This is a genomic window from Amycolatopsis bullii (assembly GCF_014654205.1).
Lineage (GTDB): Bacteria > Actinomycetota > Actinomycetes > Mycobacteriales > Pseudonocardiaceae > Amycolatopsis > Amycolatopsis plumensis.
The window spans coordinates 50564-77054 of the sequence record NZ_BNAW01000029.1; the positions used below are offsets into that span (position 1 = coordinate 50564).

Here is a 26491-nt window from a genome sequence, read left to right on the forward strand (position 1 = left end):
GGTGGACGAAAAGGCCCTGGTCGCGGCCCTGACCGCGCGGGGCGAGACGGTCGCCGCGGCCGAGTCGCTGACCGCCGGGCTCGTCTGCGCCACCCTCGCGCGGGTGCCGGGAGCGAGCGCGGTCCTGCGCGGGGGACTGGTCGTCTACGCCACCGACCTGAAGGCGGCGCTGGCCGGCGTCTCGCCGGAGCTGCTGGCCGAGCACGGCGCCGTCCACCCCGAGGTGGCCGCTCAGCTCGCCGAGGGTGCTCGCGACCGGTGCGGGGCGACCTGGGGCCTCGGGCTCACCGGCGTGGCCGGCCCGTCGGCCCAGGACGGCGTCGATCCGGGCACCGTGCACGTCGGGCTCGCCGGGCCGGGAACACGCACAGTCCGTAGCCTGGCCTTGGACGGCGATCGGGATTTGATCAGGACCGAGTCGGTCTTGGCGGCGTTTGCCCTGCTCGGGGAACATCTGGCGTGAAACACGCGTTCGCCCTTGGCGTACGTGCACACCAACTCCTGCGCCCGGGGCGCCGCTCTGGGTAACGTAGGGGGTACTTGTTCGGAAGGGAGGCGCGTGATGACCGTGCTGTTGCGTGAGGCGATCGGTGATCGGCTCCGTCATGCCCGCACCAACCAGCGTCGTACGCTGCGCGACATCTCCCGCGCCGCCAGGGTCAGCCTCGGCTACCTCTCGGAGGTCGAGCGGGGCCAGAAGGAGGCGTCGAGCGAGCTGCTCGCGTCCATCTGCCAGGCCCTGGACCTTCCGCTCGGCGAACTGCTGCACAACGTGGCGGCGGACGTTTCGGCCCTCGACAACGTCGAGGTCCCACCGGTCGACGAGCGGATCGTGGAAGGCGCACCCCGGGAGAAGCGGGGCGCAGAGGCTTCGTCGGCGGGCATCGAAGGCGGCCGCCTGATGTCCGAGCTGATCGGGAACGACCTCGCCGACCTGCGGGTTTCCCCGGCACCGCGGATGAACACGACCTTGCGGACGACGATCGGCCAGCCCAAGCTGGCCTCCACCATCGCCGCGTAGGTCCAGAGCAGATCGACCGACGGCCCCGGGCAACCCGCCCGGGGCCGTCCGCGTTGTCTACGGGTAGTGATCGGGGGCATCCCTGAATTCGGCCGGGTCGCCTGGAACGGACGTGGCCGACCTGACACGATGGAACCCGACGCCGGGGTTGGTGCGTTGGAACAGGCAGCAGGGGAGCGACGCCCCACACCCCGAGTACCTAAGGCCCGTGGGACGCAAGAAGGCAGGCGGAGGAGATGGCCAACCCGTTCGTGAAGTTCTGGAAGTACATGATGGCGGCGTTCTCGTCGAAGATCGACGAGCACGCCGACCCGAAGGTACAGATCCAGCAGGCCATCGAGGAGGCGCAGCGCAACCACCAGGCGCTGACGCAGCAGGCCGCCTCCGTGATCGGCAACCAGCGGCAGCTGGAGATGAAGCTCAACCGGCAGCTCGGCGACGTCGAGAAGCTGCAGGCCTCGACCCGGCAGGCGCTCGTCCTCGCGGACGAGGCCCGCGCCAAGGGTGACGAGCAGAAGGCCGTCGAGTTCGAGAACGCCGCGGAGAGCTTCGCCACGCAGCTCGTCACGGCCGAGCAGAACATCGAGGACCTGAAGACGCTGCACGACCAGTCGCTGCAGGCCGCGGCGCAGGCCAAGCAGGCCGTCGAGCGCAACTCGCAGATGCTGCAGCAGAAGCTGGCCGAGCGCACCAAGCTGCTCTCGCAGCTGGAGCAGGCGAAGATGCAGGAGCAGGTCTCCGCTTCGCTGAACCAGATGAGCCAGCTGGCCGCGCCGGGCAACACGCCGTCGCTGGAAGAGGTCCGCGACAAGATCGAGAAGCGCTACACCACGGCTCTCGGCCAGGCGGAGCTCGCCCAGAACTCGGTCCAGGGGCGGATGATGGAGGTCCAGGCCTCCACCACGCAGCTGGCCGGCCACTCGCGGCTCGAGCAGATCCGCTCGTCGATGCGCGGCGAGTCGGTCGCCCAGGTGACCGACGGCGGCAAGACGGCGGCCCAGAAGCCGGCCAGCAGCTCGGCCGACATCCAGCGGGAGATCCAGGCGCGCGTGCAGGCCGAGCAGGGCAAGAACCCGGCCTGACGCGACACCGAAGGGGGCGTGCACCATGGGGCAGCAGGGCAGACGGCGTGACTTCGGCGAGCTGAGCGCGAAGCTGGAGAAGCACATCGAGAAGCTGCCCGACTACGCGGTGCGCGCCCAGGAGAAGCTCCAGAAGGTGCAGAAGTACTTCCCGCCGGCCGACCAGGCCGGCGGGAAGCACGCACGCCCCAACCCCTTGCAACGGCCGCCGGTGCGGCGGCCCGACATGACGGCCTCGCTGTCGTCCATGGCCGGCCAGGTCCCGGCGTTCGCCGAAGCCCGGGCCAGGTGGGACCGCTGGAACCACCCGGCCGCGAAGCTCGAACGCCGCAAGCGCCGGACGTCGAAGGCGCTGACGCTGTGGATCATCCTGACGATCCTGTGCGGCATCGTCACCGTGGCGGCCGCGCTGGGCTGGATCAGCCCGACCCACGCCGCGATGATGCCCCAGGCGATCACGGCGTTCGCCGGCGTCGTCATCTTCGGCACCTTCAGCGTCCGATCCGGCATGAAACTGCGTGAACTGAAGCGCACCCCGATCCCGGCGGCCCCGGCCGGGCCGCCGCCGCTGCCACCCGCCCGGTCGGCGGCCCGCGAGCCGATGGAACGCCTCGCCGAGTGCGAAGCCTCGCTGACGGAGCTGCTGCGCCAGCTCTCGGTGCCGTCTTCGCTGGGGGCGCCGCCGGTCTCGGAGGTGTCGGTCGCGGACGCCCGCCAGACGGCGACCGAGGCGGCAGCCGCGTTGCGCGGCCTGGCGGCCCGCATCCAGGCGATCGAGCGCGGCCGCGACTCGGCGCCCGCGCGTGAGCAGGCGGCCCTCGACGCGGCGGTGCGCAAGCTCCGCGAACAGCTCGACGACGGCCTCGAGGGCTACCGCGGCCTGGTCGCCGCGGCCGGCCACACGGTCGCCGCGGCCGGCGACGGCCTGGTGACGTCCAAGCAGGCCCTCACCGACGCCACCGACCGCCTGGCCGGCCTCGCCATGGCCCTCCGCGAACTCTCCTGACCCGAGCTGAAAGAGGCATCACGCGTGTCCCGAGGGGCATCATGCGTGATCCTAGGGGCATCACCTCGATGCCCCTCCAGACACACGTGATGCCCGGCCAGACACGGATGATGCCCCGCTGATCACGCGAGATGCCCCTCCGGTCACGCGAGTTCCGGGTTCCGTCACGCGGGTTTCGGGGCTGATCACGCGAATTCGGGCTTTGCTGGGCCGTTTGGGCCGGGGACTCGGCCGATCGGGTGCCGCCGACCGGGCGTACCGGCTGGTCGTCACCGCGCGTGCGTGATCGTGCGTTTCACCCCGGCGTCGCCCCCTGTTCACCTTCCGGGGCCGAAACCCGCGCGTAATCGGAAACTGATGGCTACGGAAACGTCCGCGCCCTAACGTTTCTGTCATGCATGCCGAGGTGTCACTCGCCGGGAGGCCCGCCGTGCACTGAGGATCGCCGGCGCCGACCGTACACAGTGGACTTTCTCGACCGCCGAGGAAAGGACGCCCCGTGAACACGCTCCCGCCGGACCCGGATCCCGTGCCGATCACCCCGCCCACCGCCTCCCAGCGCGTCATCGCGGCCTTCGAACGCCTCACCGAGGCCGGCCGCCCCGAACTCTGGACCACCCTGCGCGCCGTCGAAGACGTCCTCGTCGACGCCAAGGCCGTCGACGAACGCGTCAAAGCCGGCGAAAACCTCCCGCTGGCCGGCACGGTCATCGCCGTCCAGGACCTGATCGACGTCGCGAAACAGCCCTCCGGCCACGGCGTCCCGGAAACCAGCGCGCCCGTCGTCGCGCGGCTCACCGCCGCCGGCGCCGTCGTGCTCGGCAAGACCGGCGCCGCCTTGATCTCCGGCGCCTGGGACCGCACCAAGGCCGGCGGGAACGGCGCCGCGGTCGCCGTCGCGCTCGGCATCGTCGACCTGGCGCTGAGCACCGGGGGCGCCGTCCCGGCCGCGCTGAACGCCGTCACCGCGGTGAAGCCGACGCGCGGCCTGCTGCCCGCCGCCGACACCGTCTCCGTGTACGCGAGCGGCCTGGTCGCGGCCCGCCGCGCGCTCGCGCTGATGACCGGCGGCGACCGCTCCTGGCCCGCCGACGTCCGCCTCGGCGCCGGCGAGCACCCGCGGATCGCCTACCCGTCGGACCTTCCGCTCGGCGAGGCGGCGACCCTCGCGCTCCACACCGTCGTCGCCCGGCTGACCGCGGCCGGCGCCGTGCTCACCCCGATCTCCCTTCCCGAGCGCGGTTTCGACGGCTTCGACGCCCTGCTCCTGCCGACCGTGCCGGAGCACCCGGGGATCGCCGAAGCGCTGGCCGACCCGGCCGGCGTGGGCCACCGCCTGGCCGCCTGCACGGCTTTCGCGAACCTCCTCGACGTGGCCGCGGTGACCGTCCCGGTGCTGCCGGGCGACCGCCGCCCGTTCGGCGTCACCTTCCTGACGCGCGCGTTCGAAGACCAGATCGCCCTCGACCTGGCGACCGTCTGCACGGACGAGCCGATGACGCCCTACCCCGAGCCGGGGGAGGACGTCGTCGTGTTCGGTGCCCACCTGCGTGGCCAGCCGCTCAACGCCGACCTCGTCGAGCTCGGCGCCCGGTTCACCGGGCCGGTCCGGACCACCGAGGCCTACCGGATGGTGCTCCTGGACACGAAGCCGCCGCAGCCGGGCGTGCTCGACGGCGGTACGGCCCTCGACGGCGAGCGCTGGCGGCTGTCGCCGGCCGCGTTCGACCGCTTCGCGGCGACGCTGAAGCCGCCGTTCGTCCTGGAGCGCGTCGAGCTGGCGGACGGCAGCACCCCGCTGGCCGTGCGCTGCGACCCGGCCGCGGACGGCCCTGGTCTGGACCGCTACGAATCCTGGCGCGGGTACGTGCGCTTCGCCTCTACCGCCGGGCTGCGAGCCCCCGGCTGACGCGCCGCACCAGGCCCGGCCCGTGCAGCGCGAAGCCCGTGTACAGCTGCACGAGCGACGCACCGGCGTCGACGAGCCGGATCGCGTCGTCCGGGCCCAGGATCCCGCCGACACCGATGATCGGCAGGTTCCCGCCGGTGTGGTCGTGCACGAACCGCACGACCTCGGCCGCGCGGGTGGTCAGCGGCCGGCCGGACAGTCCTCCCGCCTGTCCGGCCAGGCCGCTTTCCGCGGGCGTGACGCCGTCGCGGGACAGGGTCGTGTTGGTGGCGATGATCCCGGCGACGCCGTGTTCGAGCGCGACCTCCAGCAGTTCGGCCAGCGCGTCGTCGGTCAGGTCGGGCGCGACCTTCACCAGCACCGGCGTCGGCGATGCCCCACCGGCGAGCTCGAGGGACGTCGAACGCAGCTCGCCGAGCAGTTCGGCGAGCGCGGTGCGGTCCTGCAGCTGCCGCAGCCCCGGCGTGTTCGGCGAGCTGACGTTGATCGCGAAGTAGTCCGCGTACGGGTGGAGCGCCCGCAGCGAGAACCGGTAGTCCTCGACGGCTTCTTCGAGCGGCGTCACCTTCGACTTGCCGATGCTGATCCCCAGCGGGACGCCCGGCTTGCCGTCGCGGGCGAGTTTCGCCGCGAGTGCGGCCGCGCCGTCGTTGTTGAAGCCCATGCGGTTGATGATCGCGTCGCTGGCGGGCAGGGTGAACAGCCGCGGTTTCGGGTTGCCCGGCTGGGCCAGCCGCGTCACCGTGCCGACTTCGACGAACCCGAAGCCCAGCGCGGCCCACGCCGGCAGCGCGCGGCCGTTCTTGTCCATCCCCGCGGCCAGGCCGACGCGGTTGGGGAACCTCAGGCCCAGCACGGTCACCGGGTCGTCGACGCGCAGAACGCCGCGCGGTGCGAACTTGCCGAGCCGGGCCAGGACGCCGATCGTGCGCTCGTGCACCAGCTCGGGGTCGTGGTAGGACAGCCGGTACAGCGCCGGGCGGACGATCTTGTCGAAGAACACGCCCCTATGCTGCCAAACCGCCCGGAACCCGCTAGTCGCGGTCCTTCCACTCGTCTTCGAGCATCGCGTAGATCAGCTCGTCGGTCCACTCGCCCTTGACGATCTCGTTTTCCCTGAGGTGCGCCTCGCGGCGCATGCCGAGGCGTTCCATCAGCGCGGCGGACGCGGTGTTGCGGCCGTCGCAGCGGCCGATGATGCGGTGCAGGCCCAGGTCTTCGAAGCCCAGCCGCAGCAGTTCGGTGGTGGCCTCGGCGGCCAGGCCCTTGCCGTGGTGGTCCGGGTGGAAGACGAACCCGATCTCGCCCTGGCGGTGTTCGCTGCTCAGCCACTCCAGGTTCAGGTCGCCGATCAGCTGGCCGGTCGCGGCCAGTTCGACCGCCACGGCCAGGAACTGCCCTTCCTTCGTCAACGTCGAGCTGTGCACCCGTTTGGCGAGCGCCGCGGCCGACTCGGCGCGGCTGCGCGGACCCCAGTAGAGGTAGCGGGCGACATCGGCGCGGGACTGGAAGGAGTTCAGCGCGTCGAGGTCCCCGGACGTGAACGGGCGCAGGATCAGCCGCGCCGTGGTGATCGGGTAGTCGGGCCTGAGCATGCGTCCAGGCTAGCGAGCTTCAGCCGTCCGGGGGACAGAACACCGGAACGCTGATCGCCGGACGGTCGTCTTGCTACGCCGGGTGGCACGACCTGCACGAATGAGCGAAATAAAGGGGCCCCCGGGGGTGCTCTCAAGCGCCGTCAAACGCCTGAGCCCGAGCCGGACTGGTGCTCGGGAACCCCGGGGGCACGGTGACTGCCTGGTATTCGCTATCAGGCACCACGTGAAGCAGGCGATGAGCCGAAGGTGGCTCGGTTGTATCGCTGCTCAAAGTCCTCCACGTGCCATCCGCTAGCGGACAGTCACCTCACGAGTCCTGTTGGAATACAACTTAGGACCACCTCCTTTCTCGTGTACTGCCACGCTAGGTGAAGTTCGGCGTGCCGTGCAACGTCATTTCTGTGATTTCGGTCCGCAGGACGGCTTTCCGCTGCTCGTCGAGGAAGGAGGCGTCGACGGCGTTCTCCGCGAGCCGGCCCAGTTCGGCCGCGGTGAGGCCCAGTGCCTCGGCGACGGCGACGTACTCGCCGGTGAGCGTGGCGCCGAACATCGGCGGGTCGTCGGTGTTGAGCGTCACGACGACGCCGTGGTCGAGCATGCGCCGCACCGGGTGCGCCGTGATGTCCGGGACTTGGCCGGTCCGCACGTTCGACGTCGGGCACACTTCGAGCGGTATCCGGTGCGCGGCAAGGTGTTCGAGCAGCGCCGGGTCGGCGGCGCAGCTGGTGCCGTGGCCGATCCGCTCGGCGCCGAGGTCGTGCAGCGCGCTCCAGATGGTGGCCGACCCTGTGGTCTCCCCGGCGTGCGGGACGCTGTGCAGCCCGGCTTCCCGCGCCCGGGTGAAGTACGGCTCGAACTGCGCCCGCCCGACGCCGAGCTCCGGGCCGCCGAGCCCGAACGACACCAGGCCTTCGGGGCGTTCGCGCAGCGCGAACACGAGGGTCTCCTGCCCGGCCCGGCTGCCCTTTTCGCCCGGAATGTCGAAGCACCAGGCCAGTTCGACGCCCAGTTCGGCGGCGCGGGCCCGGCCGGTTTCCAGTCCGGTCAGCAGGTCGTCGCCGGACACGCCGTCAAGCAGATGGTTGTACGGCGTCACGGTGACTTCGGCGTAGCGGCAGTTGTGCGCGGCGAGATCCGCGGCCAGACCCGCCACGAGCGTGTGGACGTCGTGGCGGTCGCGCACCAGCGAGGTCACCGCGAGGTAGACGGTGAGGAAGTGGGCGAAGTCGCGGAAGGTGAAGAACTCCGCGAGGTCGCGTTCGTCGGTGGGGACGCCTGCGGAGGGACGTCTCCGGGCCAGTTCCAGCACGGTCGGCAGACTCGCCGAGCCGACGAGGTGGACGTGCAGTTCGACCTTGGGCAGGGCGTGCGCGAACGCGCGCAGCGCCTGCCCGGAGAGGATTCCGGGCATGACAGAGCTCCCTGGGTGTTCGGGTGAGGTGACGGAAGGAGCGCGCGCGGCTCAGGGAGCGAGGTCGCCGCGTTCGGTGTCGGCCCCGTAGAGCGGGAGCTTGAACGTCGTCACGTGACCCAGCTTACTGCTCGGGGTACGGGCCTGTCTGGTCCTTCGGGCAGAACCACGTCGGCCGCCGCCGGACGTCGTGGCCCTGGGTGCGGACCAGGAGCTTGCCGCCGCAGCGGAAGCAGCCCTGGCGGGTGCGCTCGTACACCCAGTTCTTGCGGTTGCGGTCGAGGTGGCCGGTGGTGCTCTGGTCGAAGCGCCCGGCGAGGGCGTTGGCCAGCAACAGCCTGCGGGCCAGCGCGACCGTGCGTGCGGCGTCCACTTCGGACACCGGCGTCCACGGCGTGACCCCGAGCAGGAAAGCTATTTCACACTTGTAGAGGTTCCCGACGCCCGCCATGACCCGCTGGTCCAGTAAGGCGAGCCCGAGTTCGCGAGCCGGGTCGGCGGCCAGGGCCGCGGCCGCGCGGGCCGCGTGTTCCTCCGTCCACTTCGGATCGAGCAGGTCCGGGCCGAGGTGGGCGACGAGGTCGTGTTCCTTGCTCGTGGCCACGAGTTTCAGGTCGTGGACACGGAACCCGATCACCTGGACGTCGGCCGCGGTGAAGATCACGCGGGCGTGGTGGCCGGGCCGCCGCCACTTGGCACCGGCCGGGTAGACGTCCCACATCCCGTCCATCATCAGGTGCGAATGCAGCGTCAGATCGCCGGAGAAGCGGGTGAACAGGTGCTTGCCCACCGTCCCGACCCCGAGCACCTCGCGGCCGGAAAGGTCCACAGTGGCCAGCTGCGGCACGCGGAATTCGCCGCGCAGCAACGTCTTCCCGGCCATCGCCTTCGCGAAGCGCTTGGCGACCAGGAAGACGGTGTCACCTTCGGGCACGGCTCACCCCGCGGATTCGGACACCTCGGCGGGCGTGTCGGGGGCCTCGGGGGTCTCCGGGGCCGGGCCTTCGGGCCAGTCCGGGCCCTCGGCGTCCTCGCCGGCGATGCGGTGCCGGCCCGCCCGGTTGGAGCGCAGGATCTTCGCCAGCACCATGTTGAACGTCAGCGCGATCTCCTGGGCGCCCGGCGAGTGCCACTCGTGGATCGGGCTGCACGCGCCCTGGGCCTGCTGCACCGCGAGCCGGTCGGTGATCGCCGTCGGCATCACCAGCGAGCCGAAGTTCTCGCGCAGCTCGGCGATCCGGAACTGGTGCTCGTAGGAGCGCACGCGCAGCTTGTTCACCAGAACGCCGATCGGGCGCAGGTCCGGGTTGAGCTCCTTGCGGATCTTCTCGATCGCCTCCAGGGCGCGGCCCGCGCCGGCCACGGCGTACATCGTCGGCTCGGTGACGATCAGGGCGCTGTCCGCGGCGACCAGCGCCGACTTCGTCAGGCGGCCCAGCGACGGCGGGCAGTCGAGGATCACCAGCTCGTACGGCGTTTCGCGCAGCGGCGTGCGGTGCAGCTCGTCCAGCGCGCGCGAGAAGTTCGCCAGGCGCCGGCTGTCGGCGTCCGGGTCGTTGAGCAGCTCCAGCTCTTCGGTGCCGACGAGGACGTCGACGTCCTCGCTCCAGACGCTCGGGGCGATCGCGCGTTCCAGCGTTTCGCGGGTCGGGGTCTCGAGCACGTCCGCGAGGGTCGCGTCGGTGAAGGGCGGGTCGAGCGAGGTGGTGGCGTTGCCCTGCGGGTCGAGGTCGACGACCAGCGTCCGCGTGCCCCTACGCAAAGCGGCGGACGCGATACCGAGAGCGACCGTCGTCTTGCCGACGCCTCCCTTGAGGCTGAGTACGGCGACCGTGTGCACGGTCTCCAGCCTACGGGTGCGCGGGAAAGGCGCCGCCGGGCTAGGGCCGTTCACTCGAAGGGAGGAGCTCGGGAGGCGGGCGGAGGCGGGCACTACCCTGTGCGACATGAAGACGGAGACCGTGGCCGCCCGGGGTTCGGGCGCCGTCCGCCGGGTGCTCGAGGCCGAGCTGAAGGCCGCCCGCGCGCGGGGCGCCGAGCACCCCCGCGTCGTCGACGTGGGTGGCGGCAGCGGCGGCTGGGCGGTGCCGTTCGCGGCGGCCGGCTGCCGGGTGACGGTCGTCGAACCGAGCCCGAACGCGCTGGCCACCCTGCAGCGCCGGGCCGAGGAAGAAGGCGTCTCCGAGCTGATCACGGTGGTCGCGGACGACTCCGACGCCCTGGGCCGGCACGTCGAGGCCGGCTCGGCCGACCTGGTGCTGGCGCACGGGCTGCTGGAGATCGTCGACGACCCGGCCGCGGTGCTCGCGGCCCTCGCGACGGCGGTCGCGCCGGGTGGCGCGGTGTCGGTGCTGGTCGCGAACCGGCACGCGGCGGCGTTCCACCGCGCGCTGGCCGGCCGGGTCGGCGAGGCCCGGCAGCTGCTCGAGAGCGCCGACGGAGTCGTCGCGGGCGACACGGTGCTGCGCCGCTTCTCCGCCGCAGGCCTGCGTGCCGGCCTGGAGGCGGCCGGCCTGGAAGTCACGCTGCTGCAGGGCGACCGGGTGATCTCGGACCTGGTCACCGGCGACGTCCGGGACGACGAGCTGGCGGAGTTCGAGCGGGTCGCGGCGGGGACGCCGGCCCTGCGGGACATCGCGGGCCGGCTGCACGCGGTGGCGCGCCCGGCCTGACCTCTTCCGGCGGGTTTCCGCCGTCGCGCTGCCCGGTGATCCGAAACTGTCGGGGGTGGCCGGTAGCGTCCCGGGTGTGGGGCGAAATGCCGAGTTGCCGGGCGGGATGGGCCGGTTCCGCGTCCGGCCGGGAGAGCCGGTGCCGGACGACACCGGGTGCGGGATGCTGCACGTCGACATGGACGCGTTCTTCGTGTCGGTGGAGCTGCGGACCCGGCCCGAGCTGGCGGACAAGCCGGTCGTGGTGTCCGGGGGCGGGCCGCGGGCGGTGGTGGCCGCGGCGAACTACCCGGCGCGGAAGTTCGGCGTGCGCTCGGCGATGCCGTTCTCGACGGCGAAGCGGCTGTGCCCGCACTTGATCAACATCCCGCCGACGTCGGGGCTGTACAGCTCGGTGTCGCGTGGGGTGATGGGGATCTTCCGCGAGCTGACGCCGCTGGTCGAACCGCTCAGCCTGGACGAGGCGTTCCTGGACGTCAGCGGGGCGTTGCGGCGGCTGGGCGCGACACCGGCGTCGCTGGGCGCGGAGATCCGCTCGCGGGTGGCGGCCGAGCACGGGATCACCTGCTCGGTGGGGGTGGCGAAGGTCAAGTTCGTCGCGAAGCTGGCGTCGGGGATGGCGAAGCCGGACGGCATGGTCGTGGTGCCGGCGGCGGAGACGCTGGCGTTCCTGCACCCGCTGCCGGTGTCGGCGCTGTGGGGCGTCGGCGCGCGGACCGAGGAGCACCTGCGGCGCCTGGGCCTGGCCACGATCGCCGACGTCGCCGCGTTCCCGCCGGAGCGGCTGAAGAAGTCGCTGGGCGTGGCGGCCGGGGAACACCTGTACCGGCTCGCGCACGGGGTCGACGAGCGGGCAGTGGTGGTCGACTCGCCGGAGAAGTCGATCGGCGCGGAGCACACCTTCGACGTCGACCGGCACGACCGGGCTTCGCTCGCGCTGGAGCTGCTGCGCCTTTCGGAGCGGGTCGGCGCGACGTTGCGGGAGCGCGGGGTGCGCGGCCGGACGGTGTCGATCAAGGTGCGGTTCGCGGACTTCCGGACGATCACCCGGGCCCGCACGCTGGTCGCGGCGACGGACGTGGCGCGCGAGATCCACGCGGTCGCCGTGGCGCTGCTCACCGAGCACGCGCCGACCGGGGCGGTGCGGCTGATCGGCGTCCGCGTCGAAGGGCTCGACACGGGGGAGGCGGGGGAGCAGCTGGTGTTCGAATCCCCGGCACCGCGCTGGCGCGACGCGGAGGTGGCGGCCGACGTCGCGCGGTCGAAGTTCGGTTCGGCGGCGGTGCGGCCCGCGTCACTGCTGGGGCCCCGGGAGCACGGACGGTGATCTTCCGCTTGGCGGCATTCCCCCACAACGGCGGCCGAGCCGCAAAACGGTCACGATCGGCGACGGTGACGGTCCGCAACGCCCTTCAGTCGGGATTTAGCCCAATTCGATCCCTTCTGGATGCGGGATCGGGTAGTCGTGGGGGGGCGGGCCTCGTATCCTGGACAGTGCCACCCCGCCTGGGGTTGGCTGTTGGGTCCAGGACGTTGCGCGGCCCGGCGCCCGCGACAGCTGTGCCGGAGGAGGAAAGATGCCACTCTCCGAGCATGAGCAGCGGCTGCTCGATCAGATCGAGCGCGAGCTCTATGCCGAGGACCCCAAGTTCGCATCCACGGTGCGTGGCACCCGGTTGCGTCGCCCCGCTCGCCGACGGCGTATTCAGGGCATCGCCCTGTTCGTAGTGGGCGTGGCCCTGCTGGTGCTGGGCGTGGTGGTGCCGCAGTTCCGGGTGGCCGACATCCCGCTGATCAGCGTGCTCGGGTTCCTCGTGATGTTCTTCGGAGTCATGATGGCCGTCACATCGATTCGGCACGGCGCCGACGGAGACGGCAGGGCCGGTGGGCCGGCCACCCGCGGCGGCAAGCCATCGGGCCGCCGGAGTTCCTTCACCCAGAGGATGGAGGAGCGCTTCCGCCAGCGCTTCGAGGAGCAGTAGCGCCGCAAGACGACGAGATCCGCGTCCCGCCGAACAGGGCGGGACGCGGATCTTCTTGTGTGCTCAACCACCCCACGACATCCCACCCGGCCGCGGTAACACGGGGTGACCCCCACCCGGGTGACCCCGCCCGTGACCAAAGAGGTATCTCGCGTGCTTGCGGAGGCATCACACGTGATCAGAGGGGCATCACACGTGATCAGCGGGGCATCACGATGAAGCCTCGCGGATCACGCGTGATGCCCCTCCAGACACGAGTGATGCCCGGCTGATCACGCGAGATGCCCTTCCCAGCACGCGCGAGACCGGGACCTCGGGTGGGGGTGGTCAGGTGCGGTTGCGGAAGATCGAGCGGGGGAACAGCTTTCCCTTCCACGAGAGCGGCGCGTTGCGGCGAAGGCTGCGCCGGAGTCCCTCGAACGCCGGCGGGAGCTCCGGTTGCGGGGCGTCGTCTTCGCCGTACCACGACCTCTCCAGCACGCCGATGACCGTCCGGAGGCTCTGGCGGCCCTCGTCGTCGAGGTGGTGCTTCGCCGCCAGCTTCTGGCCCGCCACGCGGACCGTGTCGCTGCTCGGGATCGGGAGCCCGCGGTCCGCGCACTCCGCACGCAGCTCTGCCCAGGCGGCGTCCGACGCGCCCGGCTGGTGCTGGACGATGCGCTGCAGGCGCCGCCGTCGGACGACCTCGCGGGCCAGCGCCGGGCCCGCCAGCAGGAGCTGCAGCACCACCACCAGCAGCCCGAGCCACCAGACCACCGACGCCGCGAGCAGGCCCAGCGCGGTGATCCAGAGCGCCACCGCCAGCAGCGGCAGCCAGCCGGCCAGCGCCTGGAACCGGGACGGCGCCGCGACCGGCGCCGGCGCTCTCACCAGCAGTGAGCCCTCGCTCCGGTCGCCGTCGGCAGGCCCGGGCGCCGGAGCGCCGTCGCCCGGCCGTGGACGTCCGCGATCCAGCAGCCGCCGCAGCAGCGCCGCGGCGGCCAGCGCGACCGCGCCCAGTGCGGCGAGCGCCACCGCGACGTCGAACAGCCAGTCGTCGCCGCTCGACGTGTCCTTGGCCGCCTGCGCCGGGAGGTTCGGCTCGTTGTCGCGGGGCACGCCGGTCGGCGCCGCGCTCGACTGCACCGTGCTCGGCGCCACCTGGGTGTCGTCGGGCTGGTTGCCGTTCTGCGGGCCGGCCTGCAGGTAAGACGGGGTGATGCCGCGGCCGTCGGACAGCGGCGTCGGGTCGAACGTCACCCAGCCCTTGTCGCCGAAGTACGCCTCGACCCACGCGTGCGCGTCCTGGGTGGTGATCGACAGGTAGTCGTTGACCTGCACGCCCGGCGTGAAGCCGATCGCCACCCGCGACGGGATGCCCGCCACCCGCAGCATCACGCCCATCGCCGAAGCGAACTGTTCGCAGAAGCCGCGCTTGCCGTTGAGGATGAAGTCGGCGAGCGCGTCGGCGTCGTTCGCCGGCGCGGTCTTCGTGTCGTAGACGAACCCTTGCTGCGCGGTGAAGTAGCGCCAGATCGCCGTGGCCCGGTCGAAGTCGTTGGACGCGCCGGCGATCAGCTGCTCGGTCTTCGCGCGGACGCGGTCGTCGACCCGGTCGAGCTGGGTGTAGCGCGGCGGCAGGTCGTCGACGCGCGGCGTCACGCGCAGTTCCGCGGCCGTCGGTTCCCTCAGCGACGCGTATTCGGTGTACGCCGGCGGCGCTTCGCTGCGGGTGGTGAACACCGTGCCGCTGATCTGGTCGTAGAGGTAGCCGGTGCCCGCGCCGTCGATCACGCGCGGCGCGCCGTACACCGGCAGCCAGTTATCCCGCCAGCTGGCCGGCTCGACGTCGATCCGGCGCGCGGTGCCGGTGCCGTCGTCGCCCGGGGCGGGCGGCAGCTGCGGGCCGACCGGGACGCCCTGCTGCGAACGGCCTTCGTCGTGCAGGCCCCAGCCCTTGTTGGGGTAGTAGGTGTCCAGCGTCATCGCGCGCAGCAGCCGCCGGTCGGTGCCGAGGCCGCGGACCTTGAACAGCTCGCGGTTCGACCCCTGGTCGAGCATGCCGCGCAGCTCGGTGAACGGCTGGATGCCGAAGCCGCCGGCGCCGGCGCCGGGGCCGTTGCCGCCCTCGCCGAACGGCATCCGCCCGATGGTGCCGACCCAGGAGATCGCCCCGCCCAGCAGGCCGAGCACGATCGCCGCGCAGACGACCGCGACCGGCGCGGACAGCACGCCCGGCTTGCCGCTGCGCCCCGGGGCCTCCCGGGTGCGCCAGCGCCGGTGCCGGTGGTTGCCGTCGACGGCGAGCAGGCCGGCGAACGCCGCCCCGCCGAGCAGGAACGTCCACCACGGCAGCATTTCTTCGCTCAGCGCGGCCGGCACGGCGTAGACGCAGAGCAGCACGAGCCCGGTCGCCGCGGGTGCCGCGGCGGCGACGGTCAGCGTGTCGACGAGGACGGCGACCAGCCCGATGAGGATGGTGACGAGGCACAGGATCGGCTGGCTGCCCTCGACCGGCGGCAGTCCGACGCGGATCTGCTCGGCGGCGCTCGACAGCGTGGTCCCGATCTCGGAAAACGCTTCCGGGCCGGGGATGACCTGCAGGATGCCGTGCGTGGTGAAGGCGCCGGTGATGAGGAAGAGCAGGACGAGCAGCTGCCCGAAGCCGACGAGGACGGTCGGCGCCTGCAGCGAGCGGAGAGCCAGCCCGGCGGCCCCGATGAGCAGGACGGCGACGAACAGGTACCCGAACCAGGCCAGCCCGGAGACGACGCTGGTGACCGAGGTGGCGGCGCACAGGGTGGCAATCCCGGCGGCGACGGGCGCGAGAACGCTGCTGCGCCAGGCGGAAAGCGGCCGCTCCGGCCGGGGCGCGGGCCGGTCGAACTTCCGCGGCGGGGCGGCGGTGCTCATCGCGGACCCCCGATCAGGACGTGGTGGCGGGCAGTGCTCGGCGTGGTTTGGCGCGGGTTGCGGGCTGGTGCGTGCCGGGCGCGGCTCATGGCGGGCCGCCGGTTGGTGCACGGCTGCTGCGCGGCTTGGCGGGGGTTGCGGGCTGTCGCGTGCCGGGCGTGGCTCACGGCGGGCCGCCGGTCGGTGCGCGGCTGCTGCGCGCCTTGGTCCGGCAGCGCAACCCCGCCCGGGTCGTGCTCCGGTGCGTGCCGGGCGGCGCTCATCGCGGGCCTCCGATCAGCGTCCCGCGGCGGGCCCCGCTGCGGCACAGCTCGGCCCACACCTGCGGCATCGGCGACCCCGGCCCCGCGACGATCACGCCCCACCCGGCCGCGCGCAGCAGCGCCGCCGAGTCCTCCGTTGCCGCGGCTCTCTGCTCGGGTGCCGAAACCCCCGCCGACCACGTCGGCGTGTCCAGCAGCACCGCCAAGCTCCGGATGCCGCGCGGGCGGTACTGGGTCAGCTCGTGCACCGCCTCCGTGCTCACCGTGCCGAGCACCGCGATCAGCTCCTGGCCCTCGGCCGGGTCGCCGGCCAGCGTGATGTCGCGCTGGTGCGCCGGCTGCAGGGCGGCCAGTGCGTCGAGCACCACGTGGTCGTAATGGTCCCCGCCGTCGCCCGGGGTGTCCGCGAGCGTGACGCCGTGCTCGCTCACCAGCCGGACGCGGTGGCCGGACCGGCGCAGGTGCAGGGCCGCCGATGCCGCGAACGACACCGCCCACTCCAGGCTCGCCGCCGGGCCGGCGCCGTGGTGTGCGGCCGCTCGGTGGTCCAGGAGCACCGTCGTGCCGCCGCGCCACGGGCGTTCCTCGACGCGGACCATGATCTCGTCGCGGCGGGCGGTCGAGCGCCAGTGCACCTTCCGCAGGTCGTCGCCCTGGCGGTACTGGCGGACGATCACGTCGGCCTCACCCTGCCCGGCGTGCAGCCGGACCGTGCCGTCGTCGCCGACGCCGATGCCCGCGCCGCTCGGCAGGCCCCACAGCGACACGACGCGGGGTACCACGACCAGCCGCGAGTGCCCGATCAGCTCGCGCTCGAACTCGCACAGCCCGAACGGGTCGGTGATCGTCGCGCGCAGCGGCCCGACCTGCTGGATCCCGCGCAGCACCGGCTGCAGCGGGTAGCGCAGGGCGACGCGCCGGTCGTGCGGGAGCCGTTCGACGACGAACCGCGGCCGCGAACCCAGCGCGTACGGCACGCCGTCTTCGAGCAGGATCTCGCCGGCGGGCAGCCGTCCGCTGCGCCACAGCTCCAGCTGCACCTCGCTGCCGCCGCCGACCGCGACCCGCTGCGGGCGCAGGGTGCGGGTGGCGCCGATGCGCAGCCGCGTCGCCGAGATGAACGCGGCGACCAGCAGCGGCAGCGCCACCACGAAGACCGCGACCCGCAGCAGGTCGCGTTCGTTGAGCACGAACGAGCACACCGCGGCGGCGATCCCCGCGGCCAGGAGGCAGCGGCCGCGGGTGGTCAGGCCGGACAGGGCACGCAGCATGCCGTTCTCTTCCCCGTTGGAGGTGAAAGCTAGGGCCGGGCGCCCTGCGGCACCGGCACCCGGTGCAGCACCGCGCGCACGACGTCGGTCGCCGACCGGCGGGCCGCGTGGGCTTCCGTGGTCAGCACCAGGCGGTGCGCCAGCACCGGGACGGCCACCGTGTGCAGGTCGTCCGGCACCACGTACTCGCGGCCCGACAATGCGGCCTGCGCCCGCGCCGCGCGGACGAGGTGCAGCGTGGCCCGCGGGGACGCGCCGAGCCGGATCTCCGGGACACCGCGGGTGGCCGCGACGACGTCGACGGCGTACCGGCGGACCTCCGGCGCGATGTGCACGCCGCGGACCGTCTCGATCAGCCTGTGCACGGTCTCGCCGTCGGACACCGGCTGCAGGTCTTCCAGCGGGTTGTGGCCGGCGTGCTCGTCGACCATGGCCAGCTCGGCCTGCTGGTCGGGGTAGCCGATGGAGACCCGCGCGGTGAACCGGTCGCGCTGGGCTTCGGGCAGCGCGTAGGTGCCTTCCATCTCGATTGGGTTCTGGGTCGCGATGACCATGAACGGCTGCTCGAGGCGGTAGGTCGAGGTGTCGACGGTGACCTGGTGCTCTTCCATGCACTCCAGCAGCGCCGACTGCGTCTTCGGCGAGGCGCGGTTGATCTCGTCGCCCACCACGATGTTCGCGAACACCGGGCCGGGGCGGAAGTCGAACTCGCCGGACTGGCGGTTGTAGATGGAGACGCCGGTGACGTCGCTCGGCAGCAGGTCGGGGGTGAACTGGATGCGGCTGACCGTGCAGTCGATCGACCGCGCGAGGGCCTTGGCCAGCGACGTCTTGCCGACGCCGGGCACGTCTTCGACCAGGAGGTGGCCTTCGGCGAGCAGCGTGACCAGCGCGATCCGGATGACGTCGGGTTTGCCGACCAGCACGCGCTCGACGTTGGCGGCGATCCGCCGGGCGGTGTCGTGCAGCTCGTCCAGCGGCACTCTGCCGGGGTGGCCGTGGACCCGGCCGTTGCCCGAGGGCTCCGCCGGGTAAGGCGGCCGCCCGGATGCCTGCTCGCCCGATCCGGGCGCGGCAGACTGGATTCTCGACGTCACTCGACCTCCTGGTGGCGCATGGCCGCGCGCGTTGTGCGCACCGCCGGGCCGAAACGGCCCCCTCGCTGCTGTCCGCGCGCAGCGACCAGCCTTCCACCCAGTGTGTCAAACCCGGGCGAACCGGGGGGTGGAACCCCGCGATGACACTGCGCAAGCAGCGACGATACCCCGAACGGGTGGGTGTTCACCCGATTCTGGGTGCTCCCGCTGACGTCCTGCTCTGTCGTATGCTGCGGTTCGAGGTCGCCCGGCTACGGAGAGGCGTAACCGCTTATGAGCGAGGTGCTGCCCTACGACTTGCGCGGCTTCGCGGTCGCGCCGGAGCTGGCCACGGACGCCTACGCGAAGCTCGGCCGGCTGCAGGACGTCGTCGGCGAGATGGTCCGCGAGGCCAAGGTGCTCGGCCGGAGCGTGCCGCTGGGCGGCGGGTACGCCGGGGAGATCGGCGCGTTCATGGCGGAGTATGGCATCGGTGGCCAGGGCTCGGCGGTGCAGCAGCTGACGGCGTTCGGCAAGGAGCTGGAGACGCTCAAGCGGCGGATCGGCGAGGCGCTGGCGAAGTACCAGCACGCGGACGAGCAGGCAGCCGAAGGGGTGGACTGCACGGGTGGATGAGCGGCGGCGGACGGTCCGGTGGCTCGCGCCCGTCCTTCTTCTCTGGCTCGGCGGCTGCGGGCAGCACCCCGCCGAGGCCGGGCACACCTCCGCGTCGTCCCGGTCCGCCACGACCGCGCCACCGCCGGTCGCCTGGACCGGTCTCGCCGCGCTGGACCCCTGCACGCTGCTCACCCCGCAGGACCGGTCGACCGCCGGGATCGGCGTCCTCGGCAAGCCGAAGGAGATCGCCGGCGCCCGCGCGTGCGACTGGACCGTGCCCGGCAGCTTCGGGGTCACCGTGACCCTCAGCGCCACCGACGGCCTGGCCGACCTGGAGGTCGCGAAGAAGAACGTCACCAAGACCACGGTCGGCGCCCACCCCGCGCTGAAGGTCGCCGACAAGAAGGCCGCCGACGGCACCTGCGCGGTCCTCCTCGGCGTCGGCGACGGCGCCAGCGTGCAGATCGACGTCAGCAACACCGGCTTCTCGGACACCCCGCTCGCCTGCCGTCGCGCGGGCACGGTGGCCGGGCTGGTCGAACCCAAGCTGCCCTGACCAGGAGGTGCGCCGTGCCCGAACCACCCGTCCCGACCGCGCGGTACGAGGCCTACAGCCACGAGGCGATGGCCGCGGAGGTCGAGCGCGGCAACGACCCGGTCGCCGCGGGCGAGGCGGGCGCGCGCTGGGACGGGCTGGCGAAGCGGCTGCAGGAGTCCACCGCCGACGTCGCGGCGCTGATCGCGGCTTCGGACGAGCACTGGCGTGGCCAGGCGGGTGACGCGGCGCGCGCGGCGCTGGGCCGGGCCGCGCAGTGGCTCTCGCACTCCGCCGCCGTCTCGGCGTCGGTCGGCCAGGCGGTCGGGGCGCAGGCCGAGGTGGCCGCGCGGGCCCGGGCCGACATGCCGCCGCCGGTGTCCTACGACCCGGCGTCGATGATCCGCGACGCGGCGTCCAGCGGGAGCGTGTTCGTGCTCGCCGGGCTGGCCGGGGAGATGGCGGCGCGCCGGGCCGAGGCGGAGGCCGCGCGGCAGAAGGCCATCGACGTCCTCCGGACCCGGGACACCGCGCTGCGCGGGCACGTGCCCGCCGAGGAGTTCCCCGCCCCGCCGGCGCTGGGGCGGGCTTGATCCGGATTTCGGCGTCGGCGTTCGACATCCTGTGGACCGACCTCGGCCACGACCGCCCGCCGGAACCGCTGAGCGTCCGCAGCGTCGGCGTGACCGATGCCGAACGCGCCGAGGTCCGGAAGGCCGTCTACGAGAATCTTGCTTCGCGGGGCCTTTATGACGGGTCCCGGCTGGAGCCGGCCCTGGCCGCGCGGCTGCAGCTGCTGGCGGACGCGGACGTGTTCGTCGCGTGCGAGGCGCTGGCGGACATGACGGCGTCGTTGCCGTTCCGAGCGGTGACGGCGGTCCGCGGGCGCCGCGGGGTGCTGGCGACCCAGCCGGAGCAGACGATCGGCCTGGACTCCATCAGCTCGGGCGAGCTCGCGACGGCGATCGTCGACGTCCTGCCGGAGCTGTCGGCGGGACCGGGGTACGGCATCAGCCTGCCGGCGTCGACGCTCGCTTCGGAGGTCGGGTCCGGAACGGCGTCGGCGCAGCTCGAGGAGGTCCGGGCGATCCAGGCGCGGCCGGTGTACGCGGCGGGGCAGTTCAGCGTGCTCCGCCGGTCGGCGTCGGGCCGGGTGGCGCGGGTGGGCGGCTTGACGTGGTTCGACACCGACGTCGGGGCGTACTGCGCGACGAAGACGCCGGGCCGGGGTGGGGCGGGGTGGGTGACCGTCAGCCCGGTGGACAGCACCCGGCTCGCGGCCCGCGTCACGTCCCTCCTGAGCCCGGAAGACTGAGCCGCTTCAGCGCAGTGAATGACTCATTCCTGGCGTCCGACGCAAGGAATGAGTCATTCACTGCGTGCGGCGAGCTTGACGGGCGGGCGCGGGCGGGCGGCGGCGGTGCGATAGGCGGAGACCAGTTCGGCGACTACCGCGCGTGGCTCGTTGCGCAATCGGCTCGGCACGGTCTGGACCAGGGCGATCCCGGCGGCGGCGTACCGGTTGTTGCGGGCGAGGGTGGCCGCGTAACCCGGTTGCCCGAAGTGGAACTCGTAGGAGTCGATCTCCCAGGCGAAGGCCACCTCGTCGCACCGGGCGTCCGGGGTGGCGATGTAACGGCCGTGCTCGTCGTGGACCTCGAAGTTCCAAACCGGCTCCGGCAGCCCGGTGCGGCGCCACAAGCCCATCGCCAGGCCTTCCGCCGCGGACCGGGCACCACGAGCGATTTCCCGGAGGACCGCGCGGGGCACTGCGGTTCCCCGGCGGCTGCCGGTTTCCAGCTCCGCGCTCAGCTCGGCCGGGTCGAGTCCGAGCTGCTGGACGGCTTCGGCGAGCAACGCCCGGATGGGCGGATGTTCGCGCAACCGCCGGCACTCGTCCAACACCGCTCGCGGTGCGGGGGCCAGCGGGAGCCCGTCGCGGTGGACCGGGACGGGCATGCGGGTGGTCCGCTCGACGAGGACGTAACCGCAGCTGGTGGTCTTCAGATGGGCGGGCAGGAGCAGGTGGACCGGTTCATCCGTGCCCACCTCCCGCCTCAGGCCTTGGCGCCGGCATGACTCCATACCGGTGATGATCGCGTTGTCACCGCAGTGGAGAAGGGCACCTTCGAGCAGCTGCCGACGTGTGGGCTCACCGGTGCGGAGCAGCACCACCCCTGGCAGGAGCCGCCGCCAGGGGCGGCCGGGAAGGCACCGCCGGTAGCTGGTCTCCTGTGGCACCCCCAAGGCTTCCAGCTGGGTCACGGTGATCACGCCACGGCGGCTGGCGGCGAAGAGTCTCTCCGCGTCGCGAGTCCAAGATCTTCTGTCCATCCGCCGATCGTGACGGATGGGGCCGCGTTCGGAGGTGTCGTTGTGTGATCTGTGGACTACTCGGGGTATCTGCGTCCGGCTGTGGACAACCTGGCGGTGCAGTGAATGACTCATTCCTGGCGTCGGATGCAGTGAATGACTCATTCCTGACGTTGGGGCCGGCGCCCGGGGCCCCTGGTTCCCCACTTTGGGCCACCTGCGTCCCCCACGGAGCCCCACTTGGGGGGTGGAGGGTTCTGTCGCGGCCGTTATGCGGACGCGCGGGGAACAGCTGAGGTTGCTCCGGACCCCGGTGCGGGGGATCTTGGCCACCGTCCCCCACCATGCCCCCCACCAGGCCCCACCCGGCTGACCTGCGCAAACGGAACACACGACGGAGTGGTCTGCCCGTTTGTCGCGTTGACTGTGGTGAAAAGTGGGGTACGGTGGTGGCCAGTGGGGCGGAAGGGAAGCCCCGTGGCCGTCCGGGGTGGTTCGCCACCGTGGACGGTAGGGAGGTGGAGGCCGTGTTCCTCGGCACCCACACCCCGAAGCTGGACGACAAAGGGCGGCTCGCGCTGCCCGCGAAGTTCCGTGACGCCTTGGCGGGTGGGCTGATGCTTACCAAGGGGCAGGACCACTGCCTCTTCGTCTTCCCCCGCGCCGAGTTCGAGCAGATGGCGCGGAAGGTCGCCGAGGCCCCGTTCACGAACGAGGCGGTTCGGGCCTACCAGCGCTACCTGTTCGCCGGCACGGATGAACAACGCCCTGACGGGCAGGGGCGCATCACCATCGCGCCCGAGCTCCGCCGCTACGCGGGGCTCAGCAAGGAGTGCGTGGTGATCGGGGCGATCACCAGGCTGGAGATCTGGGACGCCCAAGCGTGGCAGGGCTACCTGGAGGAGCACGAAGACAGCTACGCGAAGGCTCGAGAGGAAGTACTGCCGGGCGTCTTCTAGTCGTGCGGTCGCGGTGCACCTTCGTCGTCGGGGGACGAGAGGTTCGCCCGCCCGCGCGAGGAGGGGAAGCCCACCCGGATGCCGTGAGGCCTCTGTCCGCTCAATGGCCCTGGTGCACCTTCCCCGGTACCAGGTCAGCAGCGGGCGGACAGGGACCTGACGGCATCCGTCATATTTCCCCCGGGCCGCCCAGGCGAGAGAGGGGGAGACCACGATGACCGAGCACGTCCCGGTGCTGCTCGACCGGATCGTCGAGCTGTTCACCCCCGTGTTCGCCGACCGCGACGGCGTCCTCGTCGACGCGACGGTCGGCCTCGGCGGGCATTCGGACGCCCTTCTGGAGGCCTTCCCGCGGCTGCGGCTCGTCGCGCTGGACCGCGACCCCGCCGCACTCGAGAAGTCGCGAGAACGCCTGGCCCGCCACGGCGACCGCGTCGACTTCGTGCACACGGTCTACGACGGGCTTCCCGAAGCCCTCCGCAGCGTGGGCCTGAGCCACGCCGACGGCATCCTGTTCGACCTCGGCGTCTCGTCGATGCAGCTGGACCGGACCGAGCGCGGGTTCGCCTACGCCAAGGACTCCCCGCTCGACATGCGGATGGACCCGACGACCGGGTTCACCGCCGCCGACGTCCTCAACACCTACGCGCCCGGCGAGCTGGTCCGGATCCTGCGCGACTACGGCGAGGAACGCTTCGCGCAGCGGATCGTCAAGAGCGTCGTCAAAGCCCGCGAACAGGAGCCGTTCACCACCAGCGGGCGCCTGGTCGAGCTGCTCTACGACGCCGTCCCGGCCGCCACCCGCCGCACCGGCGGGCATCCGGCCAAGCGCACCTTCCAGGCGTTGCGGATCGAGGTCAACGGCGAGCTCGAGGTGCTCCGCCGCGCCATGCCGGCGGCGCTGGGCGCCCTGAAGGTCGGCGGCCGGATCGTCGTCGAGTCGTACCAGTCCCTGGAAGACCGGCTGGTCAAGCAGGCGCTGGCCGAGCTCGCGAAGTCCCGCACCCCGGAAGGGCTCCCGGTGGAGCTGCCGGGGCACGGACCGGAGCTGAAGCTCCTCACGCGCGGCGCCGAGAAGGCCGGCGAAGAGGAGATCGAACGGAACCCGCGTGCCGCCTCGGTGCGGCTGCGGGCCGCAGAGAGGATCGGAGAGCCGCGATGACCGCTCCCGCGAAGTCCTCCCGTCGCCGGGCCGCGCCGGCGACAGGGAGCCGTCGCACCGAGGCCGCCCGCACCTCGACGACCGTCGAGCCGGACCAGCAGCCGGCGCCGGCGCCGTCACGGCGTGGGTCGCGAGGCCGCACGTCCGCGGCCGAGCGCGCCTACGCCCGCCGTGCGCAGCGTGCCGACCTGCTGAAGGAACGCGAGGCGCGCCCGGAGCCGAAGGCCCGGCCGGCCGAGGCGGTGGAGAAGCCGAAGCTCAAGCTGAAGCTGCTGCTGCCGAAGTCGCGCGCGTCGTTCGTGCTGATGATGATGGCGCTGCTGGCCGCCGGCGTGGCGACCACGCTGTGGCTGACCACGCAGGCGATCGCCGACTCCTACCGGCTCGAGCAGCTGCGCACCACCAACGCGAACCTGGCCGAGCAGAAGGAACAGCTGCAGCGCGACGTCGCCAAGGCCGAGTCGCCCGCTTCGCTGGCCCCCGCGGCCCAGCAGCTGGGCATGGTGCCCGGCGGTGACCCGGCGCGCATCGTCGTCGGCCCGGACGGGAAGACCTCGCTCGTCGGCGAGCCCAAGAAGGCCAAGGCGGACGCTCCCGTCGTGCCGGCCGCGCCGCCCGCCGCGCCCGCGGCGGGTACGCAGTCGCAGCAGGGCGCGCCGATCGAGGGCGACCAGCCCGCCGTGCCCGCCGAGGAACAGCCGCCGGCCCAGCCGGGAGGCGGCCAGTGATGGCTTCGGGCCGCAACCAGGCTCGCGCGCGCGCCGTGGGCAGCGCTCGGCGGACTTACGCCGCGGGCACCCGCAGCGCGGCCGCGCGCCGGGGGAACGGCGGGCACCGGAGCCGGTTCTCCGCCGTGCGCCTGCTGCTGGTCGCCGTGCTGCTCGTCGCCGGCGTGAAACTGGTGCAGGTGCAGTGGTTCGACGCCGCGGCGCTCTCGGCCGCGGCCGAACGGCAGCGCACCCAGACCATCGACATCCCCGCCCAGCGCGGGTCCATTGTGGACCGCAACGGCGCGAAGCTGGCGTTCAGCGTCGAGGTGCGCACGCTGTCGGTGAACCTCAAGGCCCTGCACAAGAGCATGGACGACTTCGCCGCGAAGAACCCCGGCACCAAGAAGACGTTCGACAGCGAGACCGCCGCGGCCGCGAAGTACATCGCGGCCAAGGTGCCGAACCAGCTGAACGAACAGCAGCTGCTGGACCTGTTCCACAAGCAGGCGTCCTTCACGTACCTGGTGAACAACGTCGAGCCGTCCGTCGCCGCCGACATCGTGAAGCACTTCGCGTGGATCGGCGTCGAGAAGCGCGCGCTGCGCGAGTACCCGGGCGGCGGCCTGGCGGCCAACATCGTCGGGGCCGCGAACTGGCGTTCCGAAGACAAGGACGTGTCGAAGCACAACCTCCACGGCCTGGTCGGGCTGGAGCTGCTGCGCGACAACGACCTCGCCGGTACGCCGGGCCGGATGATGGTCAACACCAAGAACGGCAGCGACAACGTCGTCATCCCGGGCACCGAGCGCGACCTGCAGGCCGCCGTCCCCGGCTCCGACCTCGAGCTGACCATCGACTCCGACCTGCAGTACGAGGTGCAGCGGCAGCTGGCGGACTACGTCCAGCAGTCGCACGCCAAGGGCGGCCAGGCGGTCGTCATGGACGCCAAGACCGGCGAGGTCTACGCACTGGCCAACGACAAGACGTTCGACCCCAACGACCAGAGCACCTGGAACACCGACGACCTGGCCAACCCGGCGGTCACCACGCCGTTCGAACCGGGGTCGGTCAACAAGCTCGTCACCGCGACCGGGGCGATCGACTACGGCATCGCGACGCCGGAGTCCACGGTCGAGGTGCCCGGCGCGCTGCAGGTGGCCGACAAGACGGTGCACGACGCCTGGACGCACGGCACCCAGACGTTCACCACCACCGGGATCTTCGCCAAGTCGTCCAACATCGGCACGCTGCTGCTGGCGCAGAAGATCGGCGAGGAGCGGTACTCGAACCTGCTCAAGCTGTTCGGCCTCGGCCAGCGCACCGGCGTCGGCCTGCCCGGCGAGAGCGCGGGCGTGGTGCCCGCACGCAGCCAGTGGTCGGCGACCACCTTCGGCAACCTGCCGATCGGGCAGGGCCTGATGATGACCGTCCTGCAGATGGCCGGGATGTACCAGGCGATCGCCAACGACGGCGTGCGCGTGGAACCCCGGATCGTCAAGGCCAAGGTGAACCCGGACGGCACGACCGTGCCCGAGCCGGCCCCGAAGTCGGTCCGGGTGGTCAGCCCCGAGACCGCCAAGACGGTGCGCGACATGATGCGCGCGGTCGCCCAGAACGGCAAGGGCCTGCAGAAGGGCACCGCGCCGACGGCGGCCGTCGAGGGCTACCAGATCTCCGGGAAGACCGGCACCGGCCAGCAGGTCGACCCGCGGACGAAGGCCTACAGCGACCACCTGTACAACATCACCTTCGCCGGCATCCTGCCCGCCGACCACCCGCGGTTCGTCGTCGGGATCCGGCTGGACGCGCCGGACACGACGCTGCCGGTCGGGCACTCCGCCGCGCCGCTGTTCCACACCATCGCTTCCTACGTGACGCAGCGGTACCAGATCCCGTTGTCCGACGGCCCCTCGCCGGAGGTCCCGCTCATCATCACCCCATAGGCACCCTCGCGGGGGTGCAGTGAATGACTCATTCCTGGCGTCGGACGCCAGGAATGAGTCATTCACTG

General features: G+C 72.2%; 26 protein-coding genes. 16 read left to right on the forward strand and 10 right to left on the reverse strand.

What is annotated here, in order from left to right:
- The first annotated feature begins 1 nt into the window (after nucleotide 1).
- The 5 genes from IE317_RS27890 (at nucleotide 2) to IE317_RS27910 (ending at nucleotide 5018) form a co-directional block, all read left to right on the forward strand.
- Complete coding sequence (locus tag IE317_RS27890) at nucleotides 2-463, forward strand: CinA family protein (protein WP_191314314.1); 462 nt, start codon at nucleotides 2-4, stop codon at nucleotides 461-463.
- A gap of 99 nt (nucleotides 464-562) precedes the next feature.
- Nucleotides 563-1021, forward strand: coding sequence for a helix-turn-helix domain-containing protein (locus IE317_RS27895; RefSeq protein ID WP_191314315.1), 459 nt, complete (start codon nucleotides 563-565; stop codon nucleotides 1019-1021).
- 236 nt (nucleotides 1022-1257) lie between these two features.
- Nucleotides 1258-2103 (forward strand): PspA/IM30 family protein, encoded by an 846-nt coding sequence (locus IE317_RS27900; protein WP_191314316.1) that lies wholly within the window; start codon nucleotides 1258-1260, stop codon nucleotides 2101-2103.
- Nucleotides 2104-2128: 25 nt separating this feature from the next.
- Complete coding sequence (gene pspM, locus IE317_RS27905; protein ID WP_191314317.1) at nucleotides 2129-3109, forward strand: phage shock envelope stress response protein PspM; 981 nt, start codon at nucleotides 2129-2131, stop codon at nucleotides 3107-3109.
- Nucleotides 3110-3608: 499 nt separating this feature from the next.
- Nucleotides 3609-5018 (forward strand): allophanate hydrolase-related protein, encoded by a 1410-nt coding sequence (locus IE317_RS27910; RefSeq protein WP_191314318.1) that lies wholly within the window; start codon nucleotides 3609-3611, stop codon nucleotides 5016-5018.
- Here the strand turns inward: IE317_RS27910 and IE317_RS27915 are convergent.
- From IE317_RS27915 to IE317_RS27935, 5 genes are all read right to left on the reverse strand, one after another.
- Complete coding sequence (locus IE317_RS27915) at nucleotides 4990-6021, reverse strand: quinone-dependent dihydroorotate dehydrogenase (RefSeq protein ID WP_191314319.1); 1032 nt, start codon at nucleotides 6019-6021, stop codon at nucleotides 4990-4992. The two genes, IE317_RS27910 and IE317_RS27915, sit on opposite strands and share 29 nt — an antisense overlap.
- A gap of 31 nt (nucleotides 6022-6052) precedes the next feature.
- Nucleotides 6053-6613 (reverse strand): GNAT family N-acetyltransferase, encoded by a 561-nt coding sequence (locus IE317_RS27920; RefSeq protein WP_191314320.1) that lies wholly within the window; start codon nucleotides 6611-6613, stop codon nucleotides 6053-6055.
- A 367-nt stretch (nucleotides 6614-6980) separates the two neighbouring features.
- Nucleotides 6981-8027: an adenosine deaminase gene (add, locus tag IE317_RS27925; RefSeq protein ID WP_191314321.1), complete on the reverse strand. Its 1047-nt coding sequence runs from the start codon at nucleotides 8025-8027 to the stop codon at nucleotides 6981-6983.
- A gap of 124 nt (nucleotides 8028-8151) precedes the next feature.
- Nucleotides 8152-8961 carry a DNA-formamidopyrimidine glycosylase family protein gene (locus IE317_RS27930; RefSeq protein ID WP_191314322.1) on the reverse strand — a complete coding sequence of 270 codons (810 nt, stop codon included), beginning with the start codon at nucleotides 8959-8961 and terminating at the stop codon, nucleotides 8152-8154.
- A 3-nt stretch (nucleotides 8962-8964) separates the two neighbouring features.
- Entirely contained in the window at nucleotides 8965-9867 is a 903-nt protein-coding gene (locus tag IE317_RS27935; protein ID WP_191314323.1) for a ParA family protein, read from the reverse strand.
- Nucleotides 9868-9973: 106 nt separating this feature from the next.
- Here IE317_RS27935 and IE317_RS27940 point away from each other — a divergent pair, with 106 nt between their 5' ends.
- The 3 genes from IE317_RS27940 to IE317_RS27950 all read left to right on the forward strand — a co-directional run bounded on the left by IE317_RS27940 (nucleotide 9974) and on the right by IE317_RS27950 (nucleotide 12681).
- A complete protein-coding gene (locus IE317_RS27940) occupies nucleotides 9974-10699 on the forward strand; it encodes a methyltransferase domain-containing protein (protein ID WP_191314324.1) in 726 nt (241 codons plus the stop codon).
- 106 nt (nucleotides 10700-10805) lie between these two features.
- Nucleotides 10806-12026 carry a DNA polymerase IV gene (gene dinB, locus IE317_RS27945; RefSeq protein WP_191314367.1) on the forward strand — a complete coding sequence of 407 codons (1221 nt, stop codon included), beginning with the start codon at nucleotides 10806-10808 and terminating at the stop codon, nucleotides 12024-12026.
- Between the two features lie 250 nt (nucleotides 12027-12276).
- On the forward strand, nucleotides 12277-12681 hold the full coding sequence (locus IE317_RS27950; protein WP_191314325.1) for a DUF3040 domain-containing protein: 405 nt from the start codon (nucleotides 12277-12279) through the stop codon (nucleotides 12679-12681).
- Nucleotides 12682-13008: 327 nt separating this feature from the next.
- Here the strand turns inward: IE317_RS27950 and IE317_RS27955 are convergent, their stop codons facing one another.
- The 4 genes from IE317_RS27955 to IE317_RS27970 are packed head-to-tail and all read right to left on the reverse strand — an operon-like array spanning nucleotide 13009 to nucleotide 18204.
- Nucleotides 13009-15573: a transglutaminase family protein gene (locus IE317_RS27955; RefSeq protein WP_191314326.1), complete on the reverse strand. Its 2565-nt coding sequence runs from the start codon at nucleotides 15571-15573 to the stop codon at nucleotides 13009-13011.
- Nucleotides 15570-15836, reverse strand: coding sequence for a hypothetical protein (locus tag IE317_RS27960; RefSeq protein ID WP_191314327.1), 267 nt, complete (start codon nucleotides 15834-15836; stop codon nucleotides 15570-15572). The genes IE317_RS27955 and IE317_RS27960 overlap by 4 nt, the downstream gene beginning before the upstream one ends.
- The gene (locus IE317_RS27965; protein WP_191314328.1) at nucleotides 15833-17107 is read right to left on the reverse strand and encodes a DUF58 domain-containing protein; all 1275 of its coding nucleotides are present in this window, start codon (nucleotides 17105-17107) and stop codon (nucleotides 15833-15835) included. Before IE317_RS27965 ends, IE317_RS27960 begins: the two co-directional genes overlap by 4 nt.
- Nucleotides 17108-17136: 29 nt before the next feature.
- Nucleotides 17137-18204: an AAA family ATPase gene (locus IE317_RS27970; RefSeq protein ID WP_191314329.1), complete on the reverse strand. Its 1068-nt coding sequence runs from the start codon at nucleotides 18202-18204 to the stop codon at nucleotides 17137-17139.
- Nucleotides 18205-18477: 273 nt separating this feature from the next.
- Between IE317_RS27970 and IE317_RS27975 the strand changes: the two genes are divergently transcribed.
- Genes IE317_RS27975 through IE317_RS27990 form a run of 4 tightly spaced genes read left to right on the forward strand, consistent with a single transcriptional unit; the run spans nucleotide 18478 to nucleotide 20651 of the window.
- Nucleotides 18478-18819, forward strand: a complete 342-nt coding sequence (locus tag IE317_RS27975; RefSeq protein ID WP_191314330.1) for a hypothetical protein — start codon at nucleotides 18478-18480, stop codon at nucleotides 18817-18819.
- Nucleotides 18812-19357, forward strand: a complete 546-nt coding sequence (locus tag IE317_RS27980) for a DUF3558 domain-containing protein (RefSeq protein WP_191314331.1) — start codon at nucleotides 18812-18814, stop codon at nucleotides 19355-19357. The genes IE317_RS27975 and IE317_RS27980 overlap by 8 nt, the downstream gene beginning before the upstream one ends.
- A 14-nt stretch (nucleotides 19358-19371) precedes the next feature.
- Nucleotides 19372-19929, forward strand: a complete 558-nt coding sequence (locus IE317_RS27985; protein ID WP_191314332.1) for a PPE domain-containing protein — start codon at nucleotides 19372-19374, stop codon at nucleotides 19927-19929.
- Nucleotides 19926-20651 carry an ESX secretion-associated protein EspG gene (locus tag IE317_RS27990; RefSeq protein ID WP_191314333.1) on the forward strand — a complete coding sequence of 242 codons (726 nt, stop codon included), beginning with the start codon at nucleotides 19926-19928 and terminating at the stop codon, nucleotides 20649-20651. Before IE317_RS27985 ends, IE317_RS27990 begins: the two co-directional genes overlap by 4 nt.
- Nucleotides 20652-20704: 53 nt before the next feature.
- Here IE317_RS27990 and IE317_RS27995 read toward each other — a convergent pair whose 3' ends face one another.
- The gene (locus tag IE317_RS27995) at nucleotides 20705-21670 is read right to left on the reverse strand and encodes a hypothetical protein (protein WP_191314334.1); all 966 of its coding nucleotides are present in this window, start codon (nucleotides 21668-21670) and stop codon (nucleotides 20705-20707) included.
- A 506-nt stretch (nucleotides 21671-22176) separates the two neighbouring features.
- Here IE317_RS27995 and mraZ point away from each other — a divergent pair.
- The 4 genes from mraZ to IE317_RS28015 all read left to right on the forward strand — a co-directional run bounded on the left by mraZ (nucleotide 22177) and on the right by IE317_RS28015 (nucleotide 26423).
- Entirely contained in the window at nucleotides 22177-22608 is a 432-nt protein-coding gene (gene mraZ / locus IE317_RS28000) for a division/cell wall cluster transcriptional repressor MraZ (protein WP_014467434.1), read from the forward strand.
- Between the two features lie 214 nt (nucleotides 22609-22822).
- Nucleotides 22823-23770, forward strand: a complete 948-nt coding sequence (rsmH, locus tag IE317_RS28005; protein WP_191314335.1) for a 16S rRNA (cytosine(1402)-N(4))-methyltransferase RsmH — start codon at nucleotides 22823-22825, stop codon at nucleotides 23768-23770.
- Nucleotides 23767-24498, forward strand: a complete 732-nt coding sequence (locus IE317_RS28010) for a hypothetical protein (RefSeq protein ID WP_191314336.1) — start codon at nucleotides 23767-23769, stop codon at nucleotides 24496-24498. Before rsmH ends, IE317_RS28010 begins: the two co-directional genes overlap by 4 nt.
- On the forward strand, nucleotides 24498-26423 hold the full coding sequence (locus IE317_RS28015) for a peptidoglycan D,D-transpeptidase FtsI family protein (RefSeq protein ID WP_191314337.1): 1926 nt from the start codon (nucleotides 24498-24500) through the stop codon (nucleotides 26421-26423). The genes IE317_RS28010 and IE317_RS28015 overlap by 1 nt, the downstream gene beginning before the upstream one ends.
- Nucleotides 26424-26491: the final 68 nt, after the last annotated feature.

What these genes read in the sequence shown, in the direction of transcription:
- IE317_RS27895 (WP_191314315.1), top strand. Translation starts at nt 563, where the DNA reads ATGACCGTGCTGTTGCGTGAGGCGATCGGTGATCGGCTCCGTCATGCC.
- IE317_RS27900 (WP_191314316.1), top strand. Translation starts at nt 1,258, where the DNA reads ATGGCCAACCCGTTCGTGAAGTTCTGGAAGTACATGATGGCGGCGTTC.
- pspM (WP_191314317.1), top strand. Translation starts at nt 2,129, where the DNA reads ATGGGGCAGCAGGGCAGACGGCGTGACTTCGGCGAGCTGAGCGCGAAG.
- IE317_RS27920 (WP_191314320.1), bottom strand. Translation starts at nt 6,613, where the DNA reads ATGCTCAGGCCCGACTACCCGATCACCACGGCGCGGCTGATCCTGCGC.
- add (WP_191314321.1), bottom strand. Translation starts at nt 8,027, where the DNA reads ATGCCCGGAATCCTCTCCGGGCAGGCGCTGCGCGCGTTCGCGCACGCC.
- IE317_RS27940 (WP_191314324.1), top strand. Translation starts at nt 9,974, where the DNA reads ATGAAGACGGAGACCGTGGCCGCCCGGGGTTCGGGCGCCGTCCGCCGG.
- dinB (WP_191314367.1), top strand. Translation starts at nt 10,806, where the DNA reads ATGGGCCGGTTCCGCGTCCGGCCGGGAGAGCCGGTGCCGGACGACACC.
- IE317_RS27950 (WP_191314325.1), top strand. Translation starts at nt 12,277, where the DNA reads ATGCCACTCTCCGAGCATGAGCAGCGGCTGCTCGATCAGATCGAGCGC.
- IE317_RS27955 (WP_191314326.1), bottom strand. Translation starts at nt 15,573, where the DNA reads ATGAGCACCGCCGCCCCGCCGCGGAAGTTCGACCGGCCCGCGCCCCGG.
- IE317_RS27960 (WP_191314327.1), bottom strand. Translation starts at nt 15,836, where the DNA reads ATGAGCGCCGCCCGGCACGCACCGGAGCACGACCCGGGCGGGGTTGCG.
- IE317_RS27965 (WP_191314328.1), bottom strand. Translation starts at nt 17,107, where the DNA reads ATGCTGCGTGCCCTGTCCGGCCTGACCACCCGCGGCCGCTGCCTCCTG.
- IE317_RS27975 (WP_191314330.1), top strand. Translation starts at nt 18,478, where the DNA reads ATGAGCGAGGTGCTGCCCTACGACTTGCGCGGCTTCGCGGTCGCGCCG.
- IE317_RS27995 (WP_191314334.1), bottom strand. Translation starts at nt 21,670, where the DNA reads ATGGACAGAAGATCTTGGACTCGCGACGCGGAGAGACTCTTCGCCGCC.
- rsmH (WP_191314335.1), top strand. Translation starts at nt 22,823, where the DNA reads ATGACCGAGCACGTCCCGGTGCTGCTCGACCGGATCGTCGAGCTGTTC.
- IE317_RS28010 (WP_191314336.1), top strand. Translation starts at nt 23,767, where the DNA reads ATGACCGCTCCCGCGAAGTCCTCCCGTCGCCGGGCCGCGCCGGCGACA.
- IE317_RS28015 (WP_191314337.1), top strand. Translation starts at nt 24,498, where the DNA reads ATGGCTTCGGGCCGCAACCAGGCTCGCGCGCGCGCCGTGGGCAGCGCT.